The organism is Hafnia alvei (assembly GCF_034424155.1).
GTDB lineage: Bacteria > Pseudomonadota > Gammaproteobacteria > Enterobacterales > Enterobacteriaceae > Hafnia > Hafnia alvei.
On sequence record NZ_CP139992.1, the window covers coordinates 3,615,115 to 3,640,703 of the forward strand.

The window sequence follows — 25,589 nt, forward strand, 5'->3', positions numbered from 1 at the left end:
CTATATTAGTCAAATTCCAGTTCAACCTGTTCATTACCCACCAGAGTACGAAGGTCAACTAGCAGGCGATCTGTCGGCGTTACCCGCCAGGCCGCGCCAAATCTTAACTTAGCGCGTGCATTATCACGTTGATAGTATAAATGCACTGGAATCGTCCCCGACCGATGTGGTTCCAACGAGTCACGGAGACGGTTTAAAAGCTGGTCATCAATTTGCCTGTCAGTCAGCGAGATAGCAAGCCCACGCGCATATTTTTCGCGTGCTTCACTGATGTCCATTAGCTCGCGGGCGATCATTTTAAGCCCACCGCTAAAGTCATCAAAGCTGACCTGTCCGCTGGCTATCAGGATACGGTCTTTTTCCAGCAAATGTTGATATTTATCGAGCGCATCGGTAAATAGCATCACTTCGAGACGGCCGGAACGGTCATCCAGTGTACAAACCCCGATGCGGTTACCCCGCTTGGTGGTCATGACTCGCGCTGCTACTACGAGTCCAACCGCAGTGGTCATTTTGCCCCGATCCGTCGGATGCATATCTTTTAGGCGCATGCCACCGGCGTAGCGCTCTATTTCCTTCAGGTATTGGGTGATGGGGTGTCCAGTCAGATATAAACCTAACGTTTCACGCTCGCCATCCAATACCACCTGAGCAGGCCACGGAGCAACGCTGCTATAGGATTTCTCAACTTGTTCAGGTGCTTCGGCCAGCACGCCAAACATATCCACCTGACCAATCGCCTCTGCTTTGGCGTGTTGGTCAGCGGCTTTCAATGCGTCATTCAGCGAGTTCATCAGTGCGGCACGATGCGGACCTAAACGGTCAAACGCACCAGACATAATGAGCTTCTCCAGCATACGTCGGTTTAGCTTTTTAGTGTCTGTTCTAGCACACAGATCAAATAACTCTTTGAAATGGCCGCCTTCATTACGCGCGTCGATGATAGCCTCAATCGGCCCCTCACCCACGCCTTTAATCGCACCGATGCCGTAAACAATTTCGCCATCGTCATTCACATGGAAATGATACTGCCCGCTGTTAATATCCGGCGGCAGAACTTTTAGCCCCATGCGCCAGCATTCATCAACCAAGCCAACGACTTTTTCGGTGTTATCCATATCGGCGGTCATTACCGCAGCCATAAACTCAGCGGGATAGTGCGCCTTTAGCCACAGCGTTTGATAGGAAACCAGCGCATAGGCAGCGGAGTGAGATTTGTTAAACCCGTAACCAGCAAATTTCTCTACCAAGTCGAAGATTTTAACCGCCAGCTCACCGTCAACGCCGCGCGCTTTGGCCCCGTCTTCAAACCCACCGCGTTGCTTAGCCATTTCAACGGGATTCTTTTTACCCATTGCACGACGAAGCATATCTGCGCCGCCTAGCGTATAACCGGCGAGCACCTGAGCAATCTGCATAACCTGTTCTTGATACAGGATAATGCCGTAGGTCGGCTCCAGCACCGGTTTCAGTGACTCGTGCTGCCACTGAACGTCAGGGTAAGATACCTCTTCGCGCCCGTGCTTACGGTCGATAAAGTTGTCAACCATACCTGACTGCAAAGGACCGGGGCGGAAAAGCGCCACCAATGCGATCATATCTTCGAAGCAGTCAGGCTTCAGGCGTTTGATCAAATCTTTCATGCCGCGCGATTCAAGCTGGAATACCGCCGTGGTTTCCGAGCGTTGCAGCATATCGAAACTTTTTTTATCGTCGAGCGGAATAGCCGCAATGTCGATTGGCTCTTCGCCCGCTTTAGCACGGCGGGCGTTAATCATCTCAAGCGCCCAGTCGATGATCGTCAGCGTTCGCAGGCCCAAGAAGTCAAACTTAACTAGGCCTGCATACTCTACGTCGCTTTTATCAAACTGTGTGACGGGGTGATTACCTTCAGAGTCACAGTAAAGCGGCGCAAAGTCAGTAATTTTGGTCGGTGAAATTACCACCCCACCGGCGTGCTTACCGGCGTTACGCGTGACGCCTTCAAGCTTACGCGCCATGTCGATCAGCGCACGAACCTCTTCATCCGCCTCATAAATTTCTGGCAGCTGCGGTTCAGCTTCAAAGGCTTTCGCCAGCGTCATGCCCGGCTCTGGCGGCACTAGTTTTGATATACGATCGACAAAACCATACGGATGCCCTAACACGCGGCCAACGTCGCGGATAACCGCTTTCGCCGCCATGGTACCGAAGGTAATAATCTGCGATACCGCATCACGGCCGTACATTTCAGCCACGTGATCGATAACCCGATCGCGTTTCTCCATGCAAAAGTCGACGTCAAAGTCAGGCATGGAAACACGTTCGGGGTTCAGGAATCGTTCAAACAGCAGATCGAACTCCAGCGGATCCAGATCGGTGATTTTCAGCGCATAGGCCACTAACGACCCCGCACCTGAACCACGCCCCGGCCCTACCGGTACGCCGTTATCTTTCGACCATTGGATAAACTCCATCACGATCAGGAAGTAGCCCGGGAATCCCATCTGGTTGATAACTTTAAGTTCAACCTCTAAACGCTCGTCATACTCAGGACGGCGTTTGGCGCGCTCTTCAGGATCGGGGAATAAAAACTCGAGACGTTCTTCCAAACCCTGCTTGGATTTTGCCACCAAGCAGTCTTCTGTCGACATCTCGCCGGTCGGAAACTGTGGCAGGAAATACTCACCCAACCGGATCGTCACGTTACAACGCTTAGCAATCTCTACGCTGTTTTCAAGCGCTTCAGGGATGTCAGCAAATAGCTCACACATCTCTTCTTCGCTGCGCATGTACTGCTGAGCGCTGTAGTTTTTAGGTCGTTTTGGATCGTCTAAGGTAAAACCGTCATGGATCGCAACGCGAATTTCATGCGCATCGAAATCACCGGTTTCTAAAAAACGCACATCATTGGTAGCTACGACCGGAAGATCGCGCTCTTCAGCCAAAGCCACGGCAAAATGCAGATAGCTTTCTTCATCAGGGCGACCCGTGCGAATAAGTTCCAGATAGTAGCTATCAGGGAAATATTGCTGATAAAAATCAACGCACTCATGTGCTAGCTGCTGGTTGCCGCGCAGGAGCATTTTGCCTACGTCACCTTGGCGTGCGCCAGACAGCAGTATCAGCCCTTCACGGTATTCAATCAGCCAATCACGGTCGATGACCGGGCCATCGGCACCATAACCACGTTGATACGCGTGAGAAATAAGCAGAGTTAGGTTTTGATAGCCGGTGTTATTTGCCGCCAGTATGGTCAAATGCGAAAGCTCATCGCCCAGCATTTCGCTTTTAACCAATACATCAGCGCCGATAATCGGCTTAATTCCGGCCCCATGTGCCGCGCCATAAAACTTCACCAGCCCACACATATTAGTATGGTCAGTAATCGCAAAAGCAGGCATACCTAGCGCAGCCACTTTCTTGACCAATGGGCCGACTTTCGCCAGCCCATCGATCATGGAATAGTCACTGTGAACGCGCAAATGTATGAAACGTGGTTCTGCCATATATCAATTACTCGCCTAAAAACCGGTTACTAAAGTAGTACATAGATGGGGATTAATTATATTAACCCAAGAACACGTTTAACCGGCCCAAAGCTGCGGCGGTGGTGTTCTGTTGCTCCCAACTGCGCTAAGCGTTCAAGATGGAAAGCCGTTGGGTAGCCTTTATGCTGTGCAAAACCGTAGTCTGGGAATTGGGCATCCAGAACTTCCATTTCACGGTCGCGAGTGACTTTAGCCAAAATCGAGGCCGCGCTGATTTCAGCCACGCGGCTATCACCTTTCACCACCGCCTGCGAGGCCATTGGTAATTTTGGGCAACGATTACCATCGATCAGCACAAAGTCAGGTTCGATTGCCAATCCAGCCACCGCTCTTTGCATCGCAAGCATAGTGGCGTGCAGGATGTTCAGCTCATCAATTTCGTGCGGCTCTGCGCGGCCTAAGCTCCAGCTCAACGCTTTCTCAATGATTTCTTCATACAACGCGTTACGGCGCTTTTCGCTTAATTTCTTCGAGTCGGCCAAGCCCACAATCGGACGTGCAGGATCGAGGATCACTGCCGCAGTGACAACCGCACCAACCAAAGGCCCGCGTCCTACTTCATCTACCCCTGCAATTCGCTGCGCGATGGGATAGACAAAAATGTCACTCACTGAATTGGTGCTCATTGAAATACGGCCTATTGATTAACTTATTGATTAACTAAAGACAGTACCGCATCGGCCGCTTGTTCATCGGCGCCGCAGCGGATACTTTGGTGCAATTCGAGGAAGGTCTTTTGCAAGACTTTAGTGGCTTCGCCACCTTCTAACAGCGGCAGTAAAGCAGCGGCTAATTTTTCAGGCTGGCAATCGTGCTGTAGCAGTTCTTGCACCAACTCACGGCGCGCCAACAGATTCGGCAATGAAACATAATCTGTTTTCACCAGACGCTCAGCCAACCAGAAGGTGAACGGTTTCATGCGATAGCCAACCACCATTGGACATTTCGCCAGCATACATTCCAGCGCTGCCGTACCAGAAGCTAACAGCGCTGCATCGCTGGCGTACATCGCATTACGCGCTTGTCCATCGAGAAGATGAGCGGTTAATTCTGGTGCTACTTCAGCTTTAATGCGTTCAAACTGTTCGCGGCGTTTGGCGTTAACCAGCGGTACGACGATTTCTAATGCCGGATACTTCTCCCGCAAGATCATCGCAGTTTTTAAGAAGTCAGCACTCAACATCTCAACTTCGGCGCTACGGCTGCCCGGCAGTAAAGCTAAGCACAAAGCATCGGGAGCAATACCCAGTGCTTGACGCGCAGCCTGTTTATCCGGGTTGAGCGGCATGGCATCAGCCATCGTATGGCCAATGAAACGGCACGGAACATTGAATTTGTCATAAAACGCTTTTTCAAAAGGCAGAAAGGCTAAAACCAAATCGGTTGCCTTGCCAATTTTGAAAACACGCTTCTGTCGCCACGCCCATACTGACGGGCTGACATAATGAATGGTTCGAATACCTTTCTGCTTTAAGCGGCCCTCCAGCGTGATATTAAAATCGGGCGCATCGATACCGACGAAAACATCGGGCTTAAGCTCGGTAAAGCGTTGGGTCAGTTCACGGCGAATTTTAAGCAAACGAGGCAGGCGTTCGAGAACTTCAACAATCCCCATCACCGCCAACTCTTCCATTTCAAACCAGGCTTCACAGCCTTCGGCCTGCATCAGAGGACCGGCTACGCCAACAAAACGCGCATTGGGATGACGCGCTTTCAAAGCACGGATTAAACCCGCACCGAGAATATCGCCGGAGGTTTCCCCGGCGACCAGACCAATCGTCAGCGGACGCGAAGCGCGATCCACCGACAACGAGTCAGAGGCTATCTGAGATAACGTCATGGCTTAGCGGATAATGCCGCGAGTCGAACGCTCAAAGAAATCAACGAACAGCTGAACAGCGGGATGCTGTTTAGCTAACTCGGCAATTTCTGGCTTGGCTTCTTCTAGCGTTTTTCCGCTACGATAAAGGATCTTGTATGCATTACGAATCGCATGCAGAGACTCTTTTTCGAAACCACGGCGCTTCAGGCCTTCAATATTCAGGCCGAACGGAGTTGCATGGTTACCCTGTGCAATCACATACGGAGGCACGTCTTGCGCGACGCCAGAACAGCCGCCGACCATCACATGCGCACCAATCACACAGAACTGGTGAACCGCAGTCATTCCACCGATGATCGCAAAATCATCAACCGTAACATGACCACCTAACGTTGCGTTGTTAGCGAAAATACAACGATTACCGATGACACAATCGTGCGCGATATGCGCATTAATCATCAGTAGGTTATCGCTACCTACTTTCGTTAAGTTACCGCCCTGTGCAGTACCACGATGAATGGTGACACTCTCGCGAATACGGTTGCGATCGCCGATTTCTACGCGGGTAGGTTCGCCAGCATATTTCAGATCCTGATTCACTTCACCAATAGAAGAGAACTGATAGATCTCGTTATCACGGCCAATTTTAGTAATACCATTGACGACGACATGGGACTTCAGCACGGTACCTTCGCCGATTTCCACTTGGGAGCCGACGTAGCAAAAAGGACCGATATGCACACCGGCACCAATGACTGCGCCGTCTTCGACTATGGCACTTGGATGGATAAAGGCGGTTGGGTCAATCACGTATTAGGCCTCCCGGCTACGGGCACACATCATTGAAGCTTCGCAAACAATCTTACCGTCTACTTTGGCAACACCGTTAAAGCGAGCTACGCCGCGGCGCTCTTTAAGGAATTCAACTTCCAGAATCATCTGGTCGCCTGGCTGAACGGGACGCTTAAAGCGAGCATCGTCAATACCAGCAAAATAGTACAACTCGCCTGGCTCCAGTTTGCCCGCGCTTTTAAATGCCAGAATACCGGTAGCCTGAGCCATCGCTTCTAGAATTAACACGCCTGGGAAAATCGGTTTGCCAGGGAAGTGGCCCTGGAAAAACGGCTCGTTAAAAGTAACGTTTTTCACTGCACGCAGGAATTTGCCTTCTTCAAAATCAAGAACGCGATCCACTAAAAGGAACGGAAAACGGTGCGGCAGTAACTCTAAAATCTCGGAAATATTGAGAGTATGAGTGTCAGTAGTCAAAATACTCTTCCTGTAGGAAAACTAATTGTCATCAACAACACGGCCCGCCTCATGTCCATATAAAGACAATGATGCAGGCCGCAAATCGTTTTATACCCAGTAAAACAGGGTAAATGCCAGGAATATGTATTCACTGACAAAGGTATGGCTTTAGTCGTTAGTCATTAGTGACTTTCTTTTCAACGGCTTTTAGACGCTTATTGATTTCATCAATATTCATCACCAGAGCTGCCGTTTTACGCCATGCCTTGTTGGGTTGCAGCGGAATACCAGAGGAATAAATACCCGGTTCAGTGATAGGACGCATCACCATACCCATTCCCGTTACCACGGCTTTGTCGCAAATTTCCATGTGACCATTAATCACACTTGCACCGCCAATCTGGCAGTAACGACCAATCTTCAGACTGCCCGCCATGATAACACCGCCAGCAACTGCTGTATTGTCGCCAATCATAACGTTATGTGCAATCTGGCATTGATTGTCGATAATTACGCCGTTGCCAATAATGGTATCATCCAAAGCGCCACGGTCGATGGTGGTACATGCGCCAATTTCAACGCGATCGCCGATGCGTACCGTGCCGAGCTGTGGAATTTTAATCCAATTGCCGCGATCGTTAGCATAACCAAAACCATCAGCGCCGATAACGGTTCCTGACTGAATCAGACATTTCTCACCGATTTCGATCTGATGATAAACGCTAACGTTGGCCCACAAGCGTGTGCCTGAACCAATTTTGGTGAACTTACCTACGAAGCAACCGGCACCAATGATGACGTTGTCGCCTAGCACAACGCCCTCTTCAATGACCGCATTGGCACCAACAGAAACATTGTTACCAAGCTGAGCCGTTGCATCAATCACCGCACTCGGCGCAATATCTTTTGCCGGAGCCGGTGTTGTATCCATAATCTGCGCCATCAGTGCATAGGTTAAGTAAGGGTTTCTTACTACCAACGCCGCCGACGTACAGAAAGGCAGATCCGCTTCAGTCAACACCACAGCGCTTGCATTACAAGCAGCTAATTGTTCACGGTAGCGACTGTTAGATAAAAAAGTGATTTGCTGCGATTTTGCCGAATGCATTGAAGCAACGCCGGTGATGACGATATCGCCATCACCGTGGAGCTCTGCATTCAACTGCTGAGCGAGATCAGCGAGTCGAATTGAAGCCATGCCTTATTTAACCTGTTTCAACACTTGTGCAGTGATGTCGTTGGAAGAATCAGCATAAGCAACAGCATTTGCATCAATAACCAGATCGTAGCCTTTGTCTTTAGCAACGGCACGAACGGCATCCTGAATGCGGCTCAACAGCTTATTACGTTCTTCGCCCTGACGACGACGGTTATCCTGCTCAAAAGCCTGAGCTTTCTGAGAGAAAGCGTCACGCTGTGCCATGATGTCTTTTTCCATCTTGGTACGATCGCTGGCTTTCATGGTAGAACCATCACGTTGCAGTTTTTGCATTTTTGACTGCAGATCGCGTTCCTGACCCTGCAACTCAGTTGCGCGGCTCTTGAACTCGTTCTCCAGTTGTTTCGCAACGGTTGCACGCTGTGGCAACTGCTGGAAGATGCTGGATACGTTTACAATTGCAATCTTATCAGCAGCTTGTACGTTAGCAGAAACTGCTAATGCCATGCCCAGACCTGCCGCATATAACCACTTTTTCAATTTAGACTCCTTACCATCACCCATATGTGTCGACGACACGTATACCGCATAGGCACCGACCCATAGTGTCTCTCACAACGTCCATTATAAAAGAACGCTCTGAGTGGAACTTATGCATTCTGGCATGGGGACGTATCCCCATGCCTTATACAGTAGCTTTTATAGAGTAGCTTATTACCAAGTCTTACCGATGTTAAATTGGAACTGCTCCGATTTATCACCGTCGTATTTCTTAACAGGCTGAGCGTATGAGAACACCAATGGCCCCAGTGGAGACATCCACTGTAGTGCGAGACCCGCAGAGACACGAATGTTGCTCGGATCGCTGTAGTCAGGAATACCCTGAGAGCTACAGGAGGTCGCGCCACAGCCGTTGTTATCCCAATTGGTATCCCAAACAGTACCCGCATCCATGAAGATAGAGGTACGCAGTGAGTTGGAATATTTCTCACCCACGAACGGCGTTGGCGTAATCAGCTCAAGGCTGGCCACTGCCATGGCGTTACCGCCCACCGCATCGTTATCATCCGTCTTGCTGCTATCAATGCTGCCGTTCGAATTCAGATAAACCGCTTTAGGACCGATGTTGTTCGATTGGAAACCACGTACCGAGCTCGAACCACCGGCATAGAAGTTTTCATAGAACGGCATTTCTTTACCGCCCAGACCGTCACCGTAGCCTAAACGGGAACGTCCCATCACGACCCAAGAACGATCGTCATCCAACGGCAGATAGCTTTGGCTATCGAACGTGATTTTGTAGTATTCGTTATCAGAACCAGGGATGGTCACTTTACCGTTCAGAGATGCTTTCGTACCCTGAGTTGGGAAGAACCCGCGGTCAACGTTGTTATATGACCAACCTAAGGTATACGTGAAGTCATCAGCGGTATAGTCAGCTTTCTTAGTATCATCCGGATGCTGTCCCATAGAGTCCAGATAACGCCACATAGCCACCTGTGGCTGCATATCAGACAGGGAGTTATGCACGTAACCCAGACCGGTACGCAACGAGTTATTTTCGTTGATTGGGAACCCTAAGGTGCCATCAATGCCATAACTGCTGTTGGTATAGTCAGACAGATCCGCATCATCAGCTTTAAAGTCATTATAGAAAATACGACCACCCAAGCTCACACCGTCAACGGTGAAGTACGGGTCTGTCATAGACAGTTCAGCATAGGTTTGGTAATCATTTTTGGTACCGCTAATACCAACGGTATTACCTGTACCCAACCAGTTTTCCTGCTGAACGCCGACTTGGAAGCTAACGCCACTTTCAGTACCGAAGCCCACACCGAAGTTGAAAGTACCGGTGTTACGCTCTTTCACCTTATAGGTGACATCGACCTGATCCGGCGTACCTGGAACACGCTGAGTATCAACGTCAACGGTTTCAAAATATCCGGTACGGTTCAGACGCTCTTTACCCTGATCGACCAAGTCGCTGCCTAACCATGCACCTTCCATCTGGCGCATTTCGCGACGCAGAACGGAGTCTTTACTGGTGTCATTACCAGCGAACTTGATGTTACGAACGTAGTAACGGTTACCCGCATCAACGCTCATATGCAACTTAACGGTTTTATCCGCATCGTTGATTTCAGGTTGGGTCTGTACTTTTGGATAAGCATAGCCGTAGCGACCGAGGAGTTTCTTAACGTCATCCTCCATCTTGGTCACTTTGGCACCGTTATACAGTTCACCCGGTTCAATCGTGGTCAAGCGGTTGATTTCAGTGCTATAACCCGCCATGTTACCGTTCACGTCAACGCCAGTGAGTTTGTACTGGTCGCCTTCAGTGATATTGACAGTGATGTAAATGCCTTTTTTATCCGGCGTTAAGCTCACCTGAGTAGAATCAATATTGAAACGGGCATAGCCGCGATCCAAATAGAAGCTTCTCAAGGTTTCTAAGTCACCAGACAGTTTTTGTTTTTGATATTTACGGTCACCAACCAAGTTCCACCAAGGAACTTCGTCGCGCAGTTGGAAACGAGCAATCAACTCTTCGGAGGTGAACGCGTGGTTCCCTACGATATTGATTTGCTGAATCTGAGCGGATTTACCTTCAGTAAATACCAGTTTCAAGTCAACACGGTTACGAGGCAGAGGTGTTACCACCGCTTTCACCGTCGCACTGTATTTACCGACGCTGTAGTAGAAATCTTCCAGACCCTTTTCAATGCTAGAAAGCATTGTGCGGTCCAGAGCTTCACCTACGCGCACGCCAGAAGCTTCAAGGTTCTGCTTCAGCATGTCGTCTTTTACAGACTTGTTACCGGAGAAGGTAATACTCGCGATCGTAGGACGTTCCTTAACCTGCACGATCAAGTTCTCACCATCGCGCAGCACCCGAACATCTTCGAAGTTGCCGGTCGCATATAATGCGCGAATAGTGTTACTGAGATCTTCATCGCTGACGGTATCGCCAACGCGAACCGGCATGTTAAGTAACGCCGCACCGACGGCGACCCGCTGCAGGCCTTCGAAATGAATATTTTTCACTACGAATCCATCTGCACCGTATACGGTTGCGCTGCCAAACAGCAGCGACGCTATGAGCAACTTTTTCATCGCCATCGTTGTTATGCGTTCTTCCTAACCTAAATCCCGTCCCTTAGAGGCGCGAGAAATCATTGAAAAGTGCAAGCCCCATTAACAACACCAGTAAAATAGAACCGATGCGATAACTGAAGTCTTGAACTCGCTCGGAAACCGGCCCTCCTTTTAGCTTTTCAATCGCTAAGAAGAGCAAGTGACCACCATCAAGTACTGGGAGTGGGAACAGGTTGATAATTCCTAAATTAACGCTGATAAGCGCTAAGAACATTAGGTAATACACAACACCGTACTCCGCTGACATCCCTGCGCCCTGCGCGATCGAAATCGGCCCACTCAGGTTATTCAGCTTCACATCACCAGTAATTAGTTTCCCTACCATAGAGACCGTTAGCTTCATCAATTGCCATGTTTTATCACTGGCCTGATAGATCGCCATAAACGGTCCATATTGTCGAATCGTCTTATACTCATTGGGTAAAGGAATAACTTTCGGCGCGATGCCAGCAAAGCCTTCCATTTTACCCGCACCAACAGCTTTGCTGTCTGGTGTTAACTGCAATGACTGAATATTTCCATTGCGTTCAATATCAAGTGCTATGCTTTCGTTAGGTCTTTCACGGACCTGTTTAACAAAAGTGTGCCAGTTCAATAACGGCTGACCATCGACTTTAACGATCCTATCGCCGACTTGCAAACCTGCTTTCTGAGCCGCTGAATCCTTCTGCACTTCAGCAAGGATCGGCTCAACCTGCGGTCCACGCGGCACGATGCCAAGCGAAACCACCGGATCTTGTTTATCTGGCTCAAACTGCCAATGCGTCAGATCCAGAGTTTTCTGCGTTTTATCGTCACTACCAAACGGTGCAACTTCAACGGTCGTCTCTTTCGCGCCAATTTTTCCGACCAGCGCTAAACGAACAGAATCCCAGTCAGGCGTTTCGATACCTGCAACGGACTTTAGTTCCAATCCTGGCGAAATATCTGCTTGAGCCGCTACCGATTGAGGAACAATTTCGCCAATAACCGGACGAACGCTAGGTACACCAATCACGAAAACAAACCAGTAGGCAACGATCGCAAACAAGAAGTTAGCAATAGGCCCTGCGCTGACAATGGCCGCTCGCTGCCACACCGTTTTGTTATTAAACGCCTGATGACGAAACTCAGGGGCAACGCTCTCTACCCGCTCATCCAGCATTTTGACGTAGCCGCCAAGCGGGATAAGAGCCAGCACATATTCCGTACCGCTGCGGTCTACACGACGCCACAGCGCCTTACCAAAACCGATAGAAAAGCGTTCTACCTTCACGCCACAGCGGCGAGCCACCCAAAAGTGGCCAAATTCATGCACCGTGATCAACACCCCAAGCGCCACTAAAAACGCAATCAGGCTCCAGAGTATATTGGTCATTGGTAAGCTCCCTGTCTCAAGCGGACTAGTAAAACACTAACAGCATAAGACATGCAAACACCGGTACTGCCGCAGTCAAACTATCAATACGGTCCAGAATGCCGCCATGACCGGGAATTAAATGCCCGCTGTCTTTGATGCCGGCTTCGCGTTTGAACATACTTTCGGTTAAATCGCCCAGCACAGAAACCAGAGCGGCGACAATAGAGCAAACCAGCAGCGTAGCTGGCACCACAGCGAGCGGGGCGTACAAACCAAAACCCCACGAAATTAGCGCTGAGGTAATCAAACCACCGATGAAGCCTTCCCACGTTTTACCCGGAGAAACCTTTGGCGCCAGCTTGTTTTTACCAAACAGTTTACCAAACATGTAAGCGCCAGAATCCGCTCCCCATACCAGGAACATCACGTACAACAGCCACCACGCCCCTTGATAATGATCGGCGTCATAACCGTGTTGACGTAGTGCAATCATTCCCCAAAAGAACGGAATGATGGTCGCTGCGCCAAAAACAATTTTGAGCACGCGAGAGTGTTTCCACCATCCCGCAGACTTGGGATAAAACAGCACCAAAAACAGCGCAACAATCCACCAAACAACTGATGCCCACAGCGAACCAGCAATTAACGGCAGGTGCACGCTTCGATTAAATTCAGGCAGGCTTAGCAGCATTGCAGCCAGCACTAGGCCGCAGATCACGGCGCCCCAAATACGCTGCGAATTAGATGTAAACCCAGCAAGTTGTCCCCACTCCCAAGCGGCTAGCATGCATATGACTAAGGTCACAATCGCAAAACCTACAGGAGGTAATAAAAACAGCGCCGCAATGACAATAGGCACTAAGATCAAAGCAGTGATAATGCGAGACTTCAGCAAGAGATCCCCCTAAGACGCATCTGATGCGTTGATAGGTGTAGTGCCTCCGAAGCGGCGCTCGCGTTGCGCAAATGCATTAAGTGCACCTTCAAAGGTAAGTTCATCAAAATCAGGCCACAGCACATCCGTGAAATAAAACTCGGAATATGCGATTTGCCACAGCAAAAAGTTGCTGACCCGATGCTCTCCACCGGTCCGAATGACAAGGTCAACCGGAGCCAGTTCATGTAAGCAAACTTGCTGGCTCAGCAAGTCCTCAGTGATATCTTCAGGTTGAAGTACTCCGGCCTTGACCTGCTCGGCCAGCGTTTTCACGCCCTGCATGATATCCCATCGCCCACCATAATTAGCGGCAATATTTAACGTTAGCCCATCATTATTTTCAGTTAATTGCTCAGAACGACGAATACGCTCTTGTAAGCGCGAGCTAAAACGGCCGATATCACCGATGATTTTCAGACGTACATTGTGCTTATGCAAGCTTTTCACTTCACCGTCTAATGCCCGAATGAAGAGCTCCATTAGCGCACTGACTTCCTGCGCTGGGCGGTTCCAGTTCTCACTACTAAACGCATACAACGTTAACGCCTTGATGCCATGGCTAACCGCAAAACGTACGGAACGACGTACCGATTTCACCCCAGCTTTATGGCCAAATACACGCATTTTGCCCTGACGCTTCGCCCAACGGCCATTGCCGTCCATAATGATAGCGACGTGCTGTGGACCACAGACCATCTCGTCAGTCATTGGTGATTGAGTGGAAGACATACGTGTAATCAATTCCTCAAAAGCATGGCACTGAAGTAAGCCACAACATCAAGCTCACCTTGCCCATACGACATCAATTGCACAAACTGAACCGAGTATTAAATAACCAAGTGTTTAATGCGCAAAAAAGCCGTGTACTAGTCACGGCTAACCAATTAATCAGCGGCAAAATCAAAATCCTTAGCACACTAAACATCTCGACCCGCCAAAAGTTGTCGCAAACTATATCATTTCACCTGAACCGCCACAAACTACCTACACAGGGAATAACTAATCTATATTAGGAAGTTCGCGCTCAAACGAGTGGCTACTTCGCGCGCTTGGCGATCAATATCCAAGACTTCTGCAATACTTTGCGGCTCACAACAAGATAATGACGACAAAACATCCTGATTTAACGCCGCAATATCCGTAAAGCGAATTTGCCCGCGTAAGAATGCATCCACTGAAACTTCGTTCGCCGCATTCAATGCGGTTGTCGCTGCCTGCCCTGCCCGCGACGCGTCTATCGCCAGTTGCAAACAAGGATAGCGCACCATATCGGGTTGCTCGAACGTAAATGATCCAATTTTGCAGAAATCGAGAGGTTCAACACCGGTTTGCACGCGAGCAGGATAAGCCATCGCATGGGCAATTGGCGTACGCATGTCAGGCGAACCTAGCTGCGCAATGACGCTCCCATCGCGGTAGCGCACCATAGAGTGAATAACGGATTGAGGGTGAATAATCACCTCCATCTCGGACTCAGAGGCATTAAACAGCCAGCGAGCTTCGATATACTCCAGACCTTTATTCATCATGGTGGCAGAATCAACGGAAATCTTACGCCCCATTGACCAGTTCGGGTGCGCACAAGCCTGATCTGGCGTGACCGCAGCAAAGTCACCCATCGGCAATTGACGGAATGGGCCCCCAGAGCCGGTAAGAACAATACGCGATATGCCATTCTCGTTCAGTGAGGCAAAGCCAAGATTATTTTGTACAGCCTCGGGCAAACTCTGAAAAATAGCGTTATGTTCGCTGTCGATAGGCAACAGCTGAGCGCGGCTCTGCTTCAGCGCATCCATAAACAGACGTCCACAGGTCACTAACGCCTCTTTATTGGCCAGTAAAACTTGCTTATTAGCCTTAATCGCGGCCAACGTTGGTAACAGGCCTGCTGCGCCAACAATGGCAGCCATAACCTGATCAACGTCATCTAGCGCAGCTAAATCGCAGGCGGCCTGCTCTCCAGACATCACCTCAATGCCGCTGATCCCAGCATCTTGTAAGCGTTGACGAAGCGTCTGGGCAGCATGATCATCAGCCATAGAAACGTAGCGCGGAGCAAATTCAACGCACTGTTGGAACATGACTTCGACGTTTTTACCTGCCACCAGCGCGGCAACTTTAAAATTATCAGGATTTGCTCGCACCACAGCCAGTGTACTGGTGCCAATGGAGCCGGTAGAACCAAGAATAGTCAGTTGCTTCATGAGGGGTCTTCTGAATAACTGTTTAGAACAGGAGATGCATCAGTCTGAAACTAAGACGGCGGATTGTCTATGAGAATTAGCCCGTCTTCAGCAACAGCCTGAGGTTTCTCGGATAGCCCAAAAACAAAAGCGCCGCCGGGGCGACGCTTTTTTCAAGCCAGTGAGGAATTAAACTTCCATCAACTCTTTTTCTTTGTCAGCTAATGCAGCGTCGATCTTTTTGATCATCACGTCTGTCATTTTCTGCACTTCGTCTTGCGATTTACGATCTTCGTCTTCGCTGATTTCTTTATCTTTCAGCAAAACTTTGACTTTATCGTTCGCATCACGGCGTACGTTACGAACAGAAACACGGCCCTGCTCAGCTTCAGCACGAACCAGTTTGATCAGATCCTTACGACGTTCTTCGGTCAGCGCTGGCAATGGAACACGGATAACCGCGCCCGCAGACATTGGGTTTAAGCCCAAATCTGAAGCCATGATCGCTTTTTCTACCGCCGCAGACAGAGAACGATCGAACACGGTGATTGCCAGTGTGCGAGAGTCTTCAGCAACTACGTTAGCAACCTGACGCAGAGGCGTAGCAGATCCATAATATTCTACAGAAATACCATCCAGCAGGTTCGGATGAGCACGACCTGTACGGATCTTGTTGATGTTTGACTTAAATACTTCAACGCATTTATCCATGCGCGTTTCGGCATCTTTTTTGATTTCGTTGATCACGTTGCGAACCCTTGAAAACGGTTAATTAAACTGGCGCTTCATCATGAGAAACGCCGATATATTTTCAATCAAGCGTAACTGGCAAGAAAGCCTGACGCAATATTCATCGAGTAAAAATGACGCGTAAGGCTCTCACGTTCGTAGAGCGCCGTTATGCTCCAAATTATTTGGAGATCAGCGTGCCTTCTTTCTCACCCATAACGACACGACGCAAAGCACCTGGCTTGTTCATGTTAAACACACGAATCGGCAGGTTATGGTCGCGAGCCAAGGTGAAAGCGGCCAGATCCATGACTTTTAGTTCTTTTTCTAAAACGTCCTGATAGGTCATTTGATCGAACAGCGTTGCATCTGGATTGGTGACCGGATCGGCTGAATACACACCGTCAACTTTGGTCGCCTTCAATACCACGTCAGCTTCGATTTCAATACCGCGCAGACAAGCTGCGGAATCAGTCGTGAAGAATGGATTACCGGTACCGGCAGAGAAAATCACTACGCGGTTGTTACGCAGCAGGCTAATCGCTTCTGCCCAGCTGTAGTTATCGCACACGCCGTTAAGTGGAATTGCAGACATCAGACGCGCGTTCACATAAGCACGATGCAACGCATCACGCATTGCCAAGCCGTTCATCACGGTGGCAAGCATCCCCATGTGATCGCCCACAACGCGGTTCATGCCCGCTTGTGCTAGACCTGCGCCACGGAACAGGTTTCCGCCGCCGATGACAACACCGACTTGAATGCCTAATTCGACCAGCTCTTTAACTTCCTGAGCCATACGATCCAGTACGCTTGCATCGATGCCAAAACCTTCTGCACCTTGCAGGGCTTCACCGCTAAGCTTGAGCAAGATACGCTGATATACGGGTTTGGAGTTAGTTGCCATGGTGTTCTGTCCTAAGAAGCAGTCAATAAATAGTCGGAGGTATTTCAATGCACGGTCGTAACCGATCATTGGGATACATTCTAATGCTGGCTGGGATACTTAATAGTGTAAACCTTTCTACGTTGGCTAAGGGCTATGCGCCTAACGTTTCCAGATAAAACAATGGAACCACCCTGCGGCGGTTCCATTTGAAGGCAATTAAGCGCCTTTAGTCATTGAAGCAACTTCTGCAGCAAAGTCTACGGTCGCTTTTTCGATACCTTCACCCACTTCGAAGCGGATGAAATTGGTAACGTCAGCATTGTGCTCTTTCAGCAGCTGACCAACAGTTTTGCTTGGGTCCATAACGAAAGCTTGACCAGTCAGAGAAACTTCGCCGGTGAATTTCTTCATGCGGCCTTCAACCATTTTCTCTGCGATTTCTTTCGGCTTACCAGACTGCATCGCGATGTCCAGCTGAACCTGGTACTCTTTTTCTACGACTTCAGCAGAAACGTCTTCTGGTTTAACGAATTCAGGCTTGCTTGCAGCAACGTGCATTGCCAGTTGCTTAGCCAGTTCTTCATCAGCGCCAGTAGCGGCAACCAGAACACCAATGCGAGCACCGTGCAGGTAGCTAGCCAGTACATCGCCTTCCAGAGAAGATACGCGACGGATGTTGATGTTTTCACCGATTTTAGCAACCAGTGCAACACGCTCTTCTTCGAACTGTGCTTTCAGTACTTCAACGTCGGTGATTTTGCCTGCAAACGCAGCGTCCAGCACTTTCTCAGCGAATGCCTGGAAACCACCGTCTTTAGCAACGAAGTCAGTCTGGCAGTTAACTTCCAGAATCACACCGTAGTTGCCTTCAATCTTGGTTTTGATCACGCCATCAGCAGCAACGTTGCCTGCTTTTTTCGCCGCTTTGATCGCGCCAGATTTACGCATGTTTTCGATTGCCAGCTCGATGTCGCCTTGGGCCTCGGTCAGCGCTTTCTTACAATCCATCATGCCTGCGCCAGTACGTTCACGCAGTTCTTTTACCAGGGCGGCGGTAATATCAGCCATTGTATTTTCCTCGGTGGTCTCGTCGTGAAGAGCGAACCTCACGGAGACAGGTTCTCTCGTCTAGGGATTGGTTCTTTATATCGCCGTGATGTGAAAGGCGATTTTTACAAAGAAAGGGGGGGCCATAAAGGCCCCCTAACCAACATATTTTAATACCTGGTTAATAAGGGCTCAAATTTTGAGCTTGCCTTATTATTCAGCTTCTACGAAGCTTTCTTCCGCTTGGGAAACCAGATCCTGAGAACGGCCTTCACGGACAGTTGCCGCTACAGCGCTCAGGTACAGGTTTACTGCACGGATTGCGTCATCGTTACCAGGGATAACGAAGTCAACGCCGTCCGGATCGGAGTTGGTATCAACGATAGAGAATACCGGGATACCCAGGTTGTTGGCTTCTTTAATCGCGATGTGTTCGTGATCAGCATCAACGACGAACAGAGCGTCAGGCAAGCCGCCCATGTCTTTGATACCGCCCAGGCTGTTTTCCAGCTTGGCCAGTTCACGATTGCGCATCAGAACTTCTTTTTTGGTCAGCTTATCGAAAGTGCCATCCTGAGACTGAACTTCCAGATCTTTCAGACGCTTGATGCTCTGACGAACGGTTTTCCAGTTAGTCAGCATGCCACCCAACCAGCGATGGTTCACGAAGAACTGATCGCAGCTGTTCGCAGCTTCTTTTACCGCTTCGCTTGCAGCGCGTTTAGTACCAACGAACAGGATTTTGCCTTTACGAGCAGAAATCTTCTGCAACTCAGCCAGAGCTTCGTTGAACATTGGAACAGTTTTTTCAAGGTTGATGATGTGAACCTTGTTACGAGCACCGAAGATGAAAGGCTTCATTTTCGGGTTCCAGTAACGGGTCTGGTGACCAAAGTGAACACCAGCCTTGAGCATGTCGCGCATGGAAACAGTTGCCATGATTAAACCTCTATATAAAGTTTGGGGTTAAGCCTCCACATATCCCATGAGCCGACCCGGCAAGGCATTGTCCTAAGACTCATCCTGCAAGGCACCCCGGCGCACGTGCCGATATGTGTGTGTTGTTGTCGTTTCTTTGCAAAGAATACAAATAACACAATTGAGATTTACAGCTTCCTTATCAACGCCCCGCTCTATTGAGCAAAAGAAACAGAAGATATAGGAACTGCGGCGCGCTTTATACCATAAACGAGCCACAGACTCCACCTTTTGTTGCATTTTGAGCCCACGGCTATCGTAGGATTTGGCAGCGGTTCCGAGGACTGTTACCATGTTCAGCAATTGATTCTCATTGTCGATTTCACGACACCTGCGGACACATACTTCATGGCAATTTCAATAAAAACACCTGAACAAATCGAAAAAATGCGCGTGGCTGGACGACTGGCCGCGGAAATCCTAGAAATCATCGAGCCTTACGTGGTTCCTGGCGTCAGCACCGGTGAACTTGACCGTATCTGCGACGATTACATTACCCAAAAACAGCATGCGATCTCCGCTTGCTTGGGCTATCACGGCTATCCAAAATCCGTTTGCATCTCCGTGAATGAAGTGGTTTGCCACGGCATTCCTAGCGACGAAAAAATCTTGAAAAATGGCGATATCGTTAACATCGACGTGACCGTTATCAAAGATGGCTGGCACGGCGATACTTCAAAAATGTTTATCGTGGGTGAGCCTACCATTCTGGGCGAGCGCCTGTGTCGCATCACGCTGGAAAGCCTCTATCTAGCGCTGAAAATGGTAAAACCGGGTATTCGCCTGCGCACAATCGGTGCTGAAATCCAGAAATTCGTTGAATCACACGGTTTCTCTGTGGTGCGTGAATACTGTGGTCACGGCATTGGTGAAGTGTTCCACGAAGAACCTCAGGTTCTGCATTACAATGCCGACGACGGCGGCGTGGTACTGCAAAAAGGGATGACTTTCACCATCGAACCTATGGTCAACGCCGGTGATTACCGCATCCGCACCATGAAAGATGGCTGGACGGTAAAAACTAAAGATCGCAGCTTGTCCGCACAGTATGAGCATACTATTGTGGTGACTGATAACGGTTGCGAGATTTTGACACTGCGTGAGGAAGAGACCGATCTCCCACGCGTTATCGTTCACGAGAACGTATAACCCATCGCTTAACGAGCGAGTCATCATCTCAAGCCGGCTTATGCCGGCTTTTTTTATGTTTTGCGTTCTTAACTCGGCGACAACGGGAGATGCCCATGCCCATTTTACCTTCAGCCACGTCAGAATCCCCCACGGAGCCGCTGATCCAACCGCCCTCTCCAGACAATTTTGCCGCATCCGATCTTGAATGTGCGCCGCTGAAACTGTCGCTTGAACGCTTCCAACAATGGATGGCCGCTGCATTTCAGGCTGGCGAATCGGCTGAATCGCTGATTGCCGCTCGAACGCTCTACATTGACCGGCTGCTCACCCGCCTATGGATTCATTTGGGGTTCAAAGAGCGTCAGGGCATGGCGTTAATCGCCGTGGGTGGCTATGGGCGTGGCGAACTGCACCCGTTGTCTGATATCGACCTGCTGATTTTGAGTCAGGATCCGCTTAACGAACACGACGCACAGCGCATCAGCGAACTCATCACATTGCTGTGGGATTTAAAACTTGAAGTGGGACATAGCGTCCGTACGTTAGATGAATGTATTCAAGAAGGACTTTCAGACCTCACGGTCGCCACTAACCTGATTGAATCACGCTTGATCTATGGCGATGTCGCACTGTTTCTCCAACTGCAGAAACAGATTTTCAGCGATGAGTTCTGGCCATCTCCTCGGTTCTTCGATGCAAAAATTCAAGAACAAAAAGACCGCCATCATCGCTACCACGGCACCAGCTACAATCTGGAACCAGATATAAAGACCAGTCCGGGCGGACTGCGTGATATTCACACTTTACTTTGGGTCGCTCATCGTCATTTTGGCGCGACATCCATGAATGAGATGGTGGGTTTCGGTTTTCTGACCGAAGCCGAGCGCGATGAGTTAAACGAATGCCAAAGTTTTCTGTGGCGTATCCGTTTTGCGCTGCATTTAGTCCTGAACCGCTACGATAACCGCCTGCTGTTCGACCGCCAGTTTAGCGTCGCCCAGCTGCTCGGCTATGAAGGCGAAGGCAATGCCCCAATCGAACGCATGATGAAAGATTTCTACCGCATGACACGCCGTGTGGGGGAACTCAACCAAATGCTGTTACAGCTGTTTGATGAGGCGATTCTGGCGCTCGGAACAAATGAGAAACCGCGCCCTCTGGACGAAAATTTCCAGCTACGCGGCAACCTGATTGATTTGCGCGATGCAGAAACGTTCATGCGCGATCCGGTCACCATTCTGCAGATGTTTTATGTGATGGCCAAAAATCAGGAAATACAGGGCATTTATTCCACCACCCTGCGCCACCTACGCTATGCGCGTCGTCATCTGGCTCAGCCGTTGTGCGATCTGCCCGAAGCCCGCAAGCTGTTTATGGCGATATTACGCCATCCAGGATCGGTGAACCGTGCCCTGCTCCCGATGCACCGCCATAGTGTTTTATGGGCCTATATGCCGCAGTGGGGAAAAATCGTCGGCCAAATGCAGTTTGATCTGTTTCACGCCTATACCGTGGATGAGCACACCATGCGCGTCTTGCTGAAGCTGGAAAGCTTTGCGGATGAGAATACCCGCCAGCGACATCCGCTGTGCGTGGAGCTCTACCCTCGCCTCCCTCAGCCGGAGTTATTGCTGCTCGCCGCGTTATTTCACGATATCGCCAAAGGGCGCGGCGGTGACCACTCAATTTTAGGCGCTCAAGACGTCATCGAGTTTGCTCAGTTGCACGGGCTTAATTCACGCGAAACTCAGCTCGTTTCATGGTTAGTGCGCTGCCATCTTTTGATGTCAGTCACGGCACAGCGGCGCGATATCCAAGATCCCGCCGTTATTCAGCAATTCAGCGCCGAAGTGCAGAGCGAAACTCGTTTGCGCTATCTGGTTAGTCTAACCGTTGCAGATATCTGTGCCACCAATGAAACGCTGTGGAATAGCTGGAAACAGAGCCTGTTGCGCGAGCTCTATTTTGCGACAGAAAAACAGCTGCGACGTGGAATGCAAAACACTCCAGATATGCGCGAGCGCGTACGCCATCACCGTTTACAGGCCTTGGCATTGTTGCGCATGGATAACATCAACGAGGAGGCGCTGCATTACATTTGGAGCCGCTGCCGCGCCGACTATTTCCTGCGCCACAATCCTAATCAACTGGCATGGCACGCTCGCCATCTGCTCAAGCATGACGCCAGCAAACCGCTAGTATTAGTGAGCCATCTCGCCACTCGCGGCGGCACCGAGATTTTCATCTACAGCCCAGACCGACCTTATCTGTTTGCCGCCGTGGCGGGAGAATTAGATCGACGCAATTTGAGCGTGCATGACGCGCAGATCTTCACCAATCGCGACAACTTTGCGATGGATACCTTCGTGGTGCTCGAACCCGATGGCAGCCCATTGGCACAAGATCGTCATGCCACCATCAAACATTCGCTGGAGCAGGCGCTTACGCAACAACACTATCGCCACCCACGCACACGGCGTCCGTCACCCAAACTGCGCCATTTTACCGTACCGACAGAGGTCAGTTTCCTGCCGATGCACAATGAACGTCGAAGCTATATGGAACTGGTGGCGCTCGATCAGCCGGGGCTATTAGCGCAGGTGGGAGAAGTATTCGCTGAGATGGGGCTGTCGCTGCACAGCGCCCGAATCACCACTATCGGCGAGCGGGTTGAGGACTTATTTATTCTGGCAGACGGCGAACGTAAAGCATTAAGCATTAAAATGCAGACAGAATTGGCTCAGCGGTTGACAGAAGCCCTCGATCCAACCGATAAAGGGTAATGTATTTGTTACGATTTATACCCAAAATAATTCGAGTTGTCGTCAACGCATCTACAACTCGAAATATGAAGGGGATATGTCAATTAAACTTCGGGAATAGAACAGCATGCAGCAGTTGCAAACACTTATTGAAAACGCCTTTGAACGCCGCGCAGATATCACTCCGGCCAACGTAGACAGCATCACGCGTGAAGCAGTTAATCAGGTTATCGCTCTGTTAGATTCAGGCGAACTGCGCGTCGCAGAAAAAATTAACGGCGAATGGGTCACGCATCAGTGGCTGAAAATGGCAGTGCTGCTCTCCTTCCGCATCAATGACAACAAACTGATGGAAGGCGCTGAAACTCGCTTCTACGACAAAGTGCCGATGAAATTTGCTGACTACGACGAAGCACGTTTCCAGCGTGAAGGCTTCCGCGTAGTGCCACCTGCTAGCGTTCGTCAGGGCGCATTCATCGCACGTAACACCGTGCTGATGCCTTCTTATGTCAATATCGGCGCGTACGTTGATGAAGGCTCCATGGTCGATACATGGGCTACCGTGGGTTCTTGTGCGCAGATTGGTAAAAACGTACACCTCTCCGGCGGCGTCGGCATCGGTGGCGTTTTAGAGCCGTTACAGGCGAACCCAACCATCATCGAAGATAACTGCTTCATCGGCGCACGTTCAGAAGTGGTTGAAGGCGTTATCGTTGAAGAAGGCTCAGTCATTTCCATGGGCGTTTATCTGGGTCAAAGCACCAAGATTTACGACCGTGAAACCGGTGAAGTGCATTACGGCCGCGTACCGGCTGGCTCCGTGGTTGTTTCTGGCAACCTGCCGTCTAAAGATGGCAAATACAGCCTGTACTGTGCGGTCATCGTTAAGAAAGTTGACGCCAAGACGCGCGGTAAAGTTGGTATTAACGAGCTGCTGCGCAGCATCGACTAAGAGAATGAGCATAGCGGGCAACGAGCCCGCTATTTTTTTATCAGTCACTTTACGTCGACGATAATTTAATCGGTTCTGCCATTTAGTCTATATTTCATCTTCTCATGAAAAATATCAAAAGGTGCCGCTATGTATGACAACCTGAAAAGTCTGGGGATTAATCAACCCGAAGAGATTGACCGCTACAGCCTTCGTCAGGAGGCCAACAACGACATTCTCAAGATCTATTTCCGTAAAGATAAAGGCGAGTTTTTTGCCAAAAGCGTGAAGTTTAAGTATCCACGCCAGCGTAAAACCATCGTGGCAGATAACGCGGGTCAAGGTTACAAAGAGATCCACGAGATTAACCCGAACCTGCGTTATGTGATTGATGAACTCGATCAGATCTGCAAACGCGATCAGGTTGAAGTCGATCTGAAGCACAAGATCTTGGACGATCTGCGCCACCTTGAAAGCGTGGTTGCGAATAAAATTGCAGAGATTGAGGCGGATCTGGAGAAATTGACGCAGAAGTAAGGTGGGACAACCTACGTTGTCTTGTATTCAAAACCTTATATGCAAAAACCGTGATAGATTTCGTCCGCTTCATACTCTGTTTGTTTTGTGAAAATTTCGCCCGCTTACTGGCAATATTTTCCCATATAGCTACGGATGAAAGTGGTCAAGCAAGGCGGCGGCGATTGAGCCGCCTTGCATCTTATATGTAAGATGCAGTGAAAGATTTCGTCCGCCAACGAGTATTTGCGTTTCTATGAAGCCACTGGCGTAGGCGTCCGATGAGAGCCCCGTTGCGCGGGGGCTCTCAACTCGCGCGCTTTTTACCGAGTCGTTTGACCGACCGGTCTCGGAGCGCACGTCCTGTGCGCCCTCTACCTGCCACCAACATCCCTGCTGGCGGCTCTAAAATGCATTCCTTAAACATAAAAAAGACAAAAGACATTTTGTCTTCTTATCTTTTAAATTGTTTAAGCCTTGGTAGAGAGAGCCGCCGGTACAGGGATGTACCGGCGGAGTTTGGGGCGCCCTGGATGGGCGATACCAAACCGGAGCGAAGATGGCGTTTCGGATAAAAGCGCGAGGATTGAAGGGGCGCGCGCTGGCGCCCCTCATCGGACGCCTTCGACTTAGCTACATATGAAAGCAGTTATAGATAGGCGGTCGAAACCTTACACCATATCGCACAGAGAACAGGCGACCGAAACCTTACGCGAAGGCCTCATAAGCAAAGGCATCATAAGCAACACGCTACTTGCAGCCTACTTAATCAACTGCCCCCACTTTTCCACCCACGGTCCCGTGACCACTTCGGGTTCGGCATCAACCTGCGCATCCACTTCAAGCAGTTCGCCAATGCGCGTCGCTTTCTGCTCCTGTAGCAGTTCATCGAATTGATGGCCTGCGCCGCAGAAATGGGTGTAGCTGCTATCGCCTAATGCAATCACGCCATAGCGCAGTTCAGGCTGATAACCAACGTCGTCTTTCACCGCACGAAACAGCGGAGCGATTGAGTCCGGCAAATCGCCCTGTCCGGTGGTAGATGTCACGATCAATGCATAATGATTGCGGTAGAACTGCCATTCTTCGAGCGTGCCTTCCTCAAACAGTTTGACTTCATGTCCTTGCGCTTTGAGGATGTTTTCAGCGTCTTCCGCCGCCATCAATGCGTTGCCGTATACCGTTCCAACGAAAATACCAACCTGAGCCATGATGTTTTCCCTTTT

Annotated in this window: 21 protein-coding genes; 4 read left to right on the forward strand and 17 right to left on the reverse strand. The window is 49.8% G+C overall.

The window, feature by feature from the left end:
• Nucleotides 1-5: 5 nt before the first annotated feature.
• The 16 genes from dnaE to rpsB form a co-directional block, all read right to left on the reverse strand.
• A complete protein-coding gene (gene dnaE, locus U0008_RS16915; protein ID WP_043495264.1) occupies nucleotides 6-3,488 on the reverse strand; it encodes a DNA polymerase III subunit alpha in 3,483 nt (1,160 codons plus the stop codon).
• Nucleotides 3,489-3,544: 56 nt separating this feature from the next.
• Nucleotides 3,545-4,141: a ribonuclease HII gene (rnhB, locus tag U0008_RS16920; RefSeq protein WP_043495266.1), complete on the reverse strand. Its 597-nt coding sequence runs from the start codon at nucleotides 4,139-4,141 to the stop codon at nucleotides 3,545-3,547.
• A 38-nt stretch (nucleotides 4,142-4,179) separates the two neighbouring features.
• Nucleotides 4,180-5,370 (reverse strand): lipid-A-disaccharide synthase, encoded by a 1,191-nt coding sequence (gene lpxB / locus U0008_RS16925; protein ID WP_040047102.1) that lies wholly within the window; start codon nucleotides 5,368-5,370, stop codon nucleotides 4,180-4,182.
• A gap of 3 nt (nucleotides 5,371-5,373) precedes the next feature.
• Nucleotides 5,374-6,162 (reverse strand): acyl-ACP--UDP-N-acetylglucosamine O-acyltransferase, encoded by a 789-nt coding sequence (gene lpxA, locus U0008_RS16930; protein ID WP_040047101.1) that lies wholly within the window; start codon nucleotides 6,160-6,162, stop codon nucleotides 5,374-5,376.
• Nucleotides 6,163-6,165: 3 nt separating this feature from the next.
• A complete protein-coding gene (fabZ, locus tag U0008_RS16935) occupies nucleotides 6,166-6,621 on the reverse strand; it encodes a 3-hydroxyacyl-ACP dehydratase FabZ (protein ID WP_025800216.1) in 456 nt (151 codons plus the stop codon).
• Between the two features lie 157 nt (nucleotides 6,622-6,778).
• The gene (gene lpxD / locus U0008_RS16940) at nucleotides 6,779-7,801 is read right to left on the reverse strand and encodes a UDP-3-O-(3-hydroxymyristoyl)glucosamine N-acyltransferase (RefSeq protein ID WP_025800217.1); all 1,023 of its coding nucleotides are present in this window, start codon (nucleotides 7,799-7,801) and stop codon (nucleotides 6,779-6,781) included.
• 3 nt (nucleotides 7,802-7,804) lie between these two features.
• Nucleotides 7,805-8,302, reverse strand: a complete 498-nt coding sequence (gene skp, locus U0008_RS16945; RefSeq protein ID WP_025800218.1) for a molecular chaperone Skp — start codon at nucleotides 8,300-8,302, stop codon at nucleotides 7,805-7,807.
• Between the two features lie 174 nt (nucleotides 8,303-8,476).
• Entirely contained in the window at nucleotides 8,477-10,885 is a 2,409-nt protein-coding gene (gene bamA / locus U0008_RS16950; RefSeq protein ID WP_043495268.1) for an outer membrane protein assembly factor BamA, read from the reverse strand.
• 37 nt (nucleotides 10,886-10,922) lie between these two features.
• Entirely contained in the window at nucleotides 10,923-12,278 is a 1,356-nt protein-coding gene (gene rseP / locus U0008_RS16955) for a sigma E protease regulator RseP (protein ID WP_043495270.1), read from the reverse strand.
• A gap of 25 nt (nucleotides 12,279-12,303) precedes the next feature.
• A complete protein-coding gene (gene cdsA, locus U0008_RS16960; RefSeq protein ID WP_025800221.1) occupies nucleotides 12,304-13,155 on the reverse strand; it encodes a phosphatidate cytidylyltransferase in 852 nt (283 codons plus the stop codon).
• Between the two features lie 9 nt (nucleotides 13,156-13,164).
• On the reverse strand, nucleotides 13,165-13,926 hold the full coding sequence (gene ispU / locus U0008_RS16965) for a (2E,6E)-farnesyl-diphosphate-specific ditrans,polycis-undecaprenyl-diphosphate synthase (protein WP_025800222.1): 762 nt from the start codon (nucleotides 13,924-13,926) through the stop codon (nucleotides 13,165-13,167).
• Between the two features lie 275 nt (nucleotides 13,927-14,201).
• Nucleotides 14,202-15,401 carry a 1-deoxy-D-xylulose-5-phosphate reductoisomerase gene (gene ispC / locus U0008_RS16970; protein ID WP_043495272.1) on the reverse strand — a complete coding sequence of 400 codons (1,200 nt, stop codon included), beginning with the start codon at nucleotides 15,399-15,401 and terminating at the stop codon, nucleotides 14,202-14,204.
• A 168-nt stretch (nucleotides 15,402-15,569) separates the two neighbouring features.
• Nucleotides 15,570-16,127: a ribosome recycling factor gene (frr, locus tag U0008_RS16975; protein WP_025800224.1), complete on the reverse strand. Its 558-nt coding sequence runs from the start codon at nucleotides 16,125-16,127 to the stop codon at nucleotides 15,570-15,572.
• A 163-nt stretch (nucleotides 16,128-16,290) separates the two neighbouring features.
• A complete protein-coding gene (pyrH, locus tag U0008_RS16980) occupies nucleotides 16,291-17,016 on the reverse strand; it encodes a UMP kinase (RefSeq protein WP_020303583.1) in 726 nt (241 codons plus the stop codon).
• A 198-nt stretch (nucleotides 17,017-17,214) separates the two neighbouring features.
• Nucleotides 17,215-18,066: a translation elongation factor Ts gene (tsf, locus tag U0008_RS16985; protein ID WP_025800225.1), complete on the reverse strand. Its 852-nt coding sequence runs from the start codon at nucleotides 18,064-18,066 to the stop codon at nucleotides 17,215-17,217.
• A gap of 192 nt (nucleotides 18,067-18,258) precedes the next feature.
• Nucleotides 18,259-18,984: a 30S ribosomal protein S2 gene (gene rpsB / locus U0008_RS16990; RefSeq protein ID WP_025800226.1), complete on the reverse strand. Its 726-nt coding sequence runs from the start codon at nucleotides 18,982-18,984 to the stop codon at nucleotides 18,259-18,261.
• 387 nt (nucleotides 18,985-19,371) lie between these two features.
• Between rpsB and map the strand changes: the two genes are divergently transcribed.
• The 4 genes from map to U0008_RS17010 all read left to right on the forward strand — a co-directional run bounded on the left by map (nucleotide 19,372) and on the right by U0008_RS17010 (nucleotide 24,384).
• Complete coding sequence (gene map, locus U0008_RS16995; protein WP_025800227.1) at nucleotides 19,372-20,172, forward strand: type I methionyl aminopeptidase; 801 nt, start codon at nucleotides 19,372-19,374, stop codon at nucleotides 20,170-20,172.
• Between the two features lie 95 nt (nucleotides 20,173-20,267).
• On the forward strand, nucleotides 20,268-22,937 hold the full coding sequence (glnD, locus tag U0008_RS17000) for a bifunctional uridylyltransferase/uridylyl-removing protein GlnD (protein ID WP_226929822.1): 2,670 nt from the start codon (nucleotides 20,268-20,270) through the stop codon (nucleotides 22,935-22,937).
• 106 nt (nucleotides 22,938-23,043) lie between these two features.
• Entirely contained in the window at nucleotides 23,044-23,868 is an 825-nt protein-coding gene (dapD, locus tag U0008_RS17005) for a 2,3,4,5-tetrahydropyridine-2,6-dicarboxylate N-succinyltransferase (protein WP_025800229.1), read from the forward strand.
• A 129-nt stretch (nucleotides 23,869-23,997) separates the two neighbouring features.
• On the forward strand, nucleotides 23,998-24,384 hold the full coding sequence (locus U0008_RS17010; protein ID WP_008814520.1) for a DUF3461 family protein: 387 nt from the start codon (nucleotides 23,998-24,000) through the stop codon (nucleotides 24,382-24,384).
• A gap of 740 nt (nucleotides 24,385-25,124) precedes the next feature.
• Here the strand turns inward: U0008_RS17010 and U0008_RS17015 are convergent.
• On the reverse strand, nucleotides 25,125-25,574 hold the full coding sequence (locus U0008_RS17015; protein WP_025800230.1) for a flavodoxin: 450 nt from the start codon (nucleotides 25,572-25,574) through the stop codon (nucleotides 25,125-25,127).
• Nucleotides 25,575-25,589: the final 15 nt, after the last annotated feature.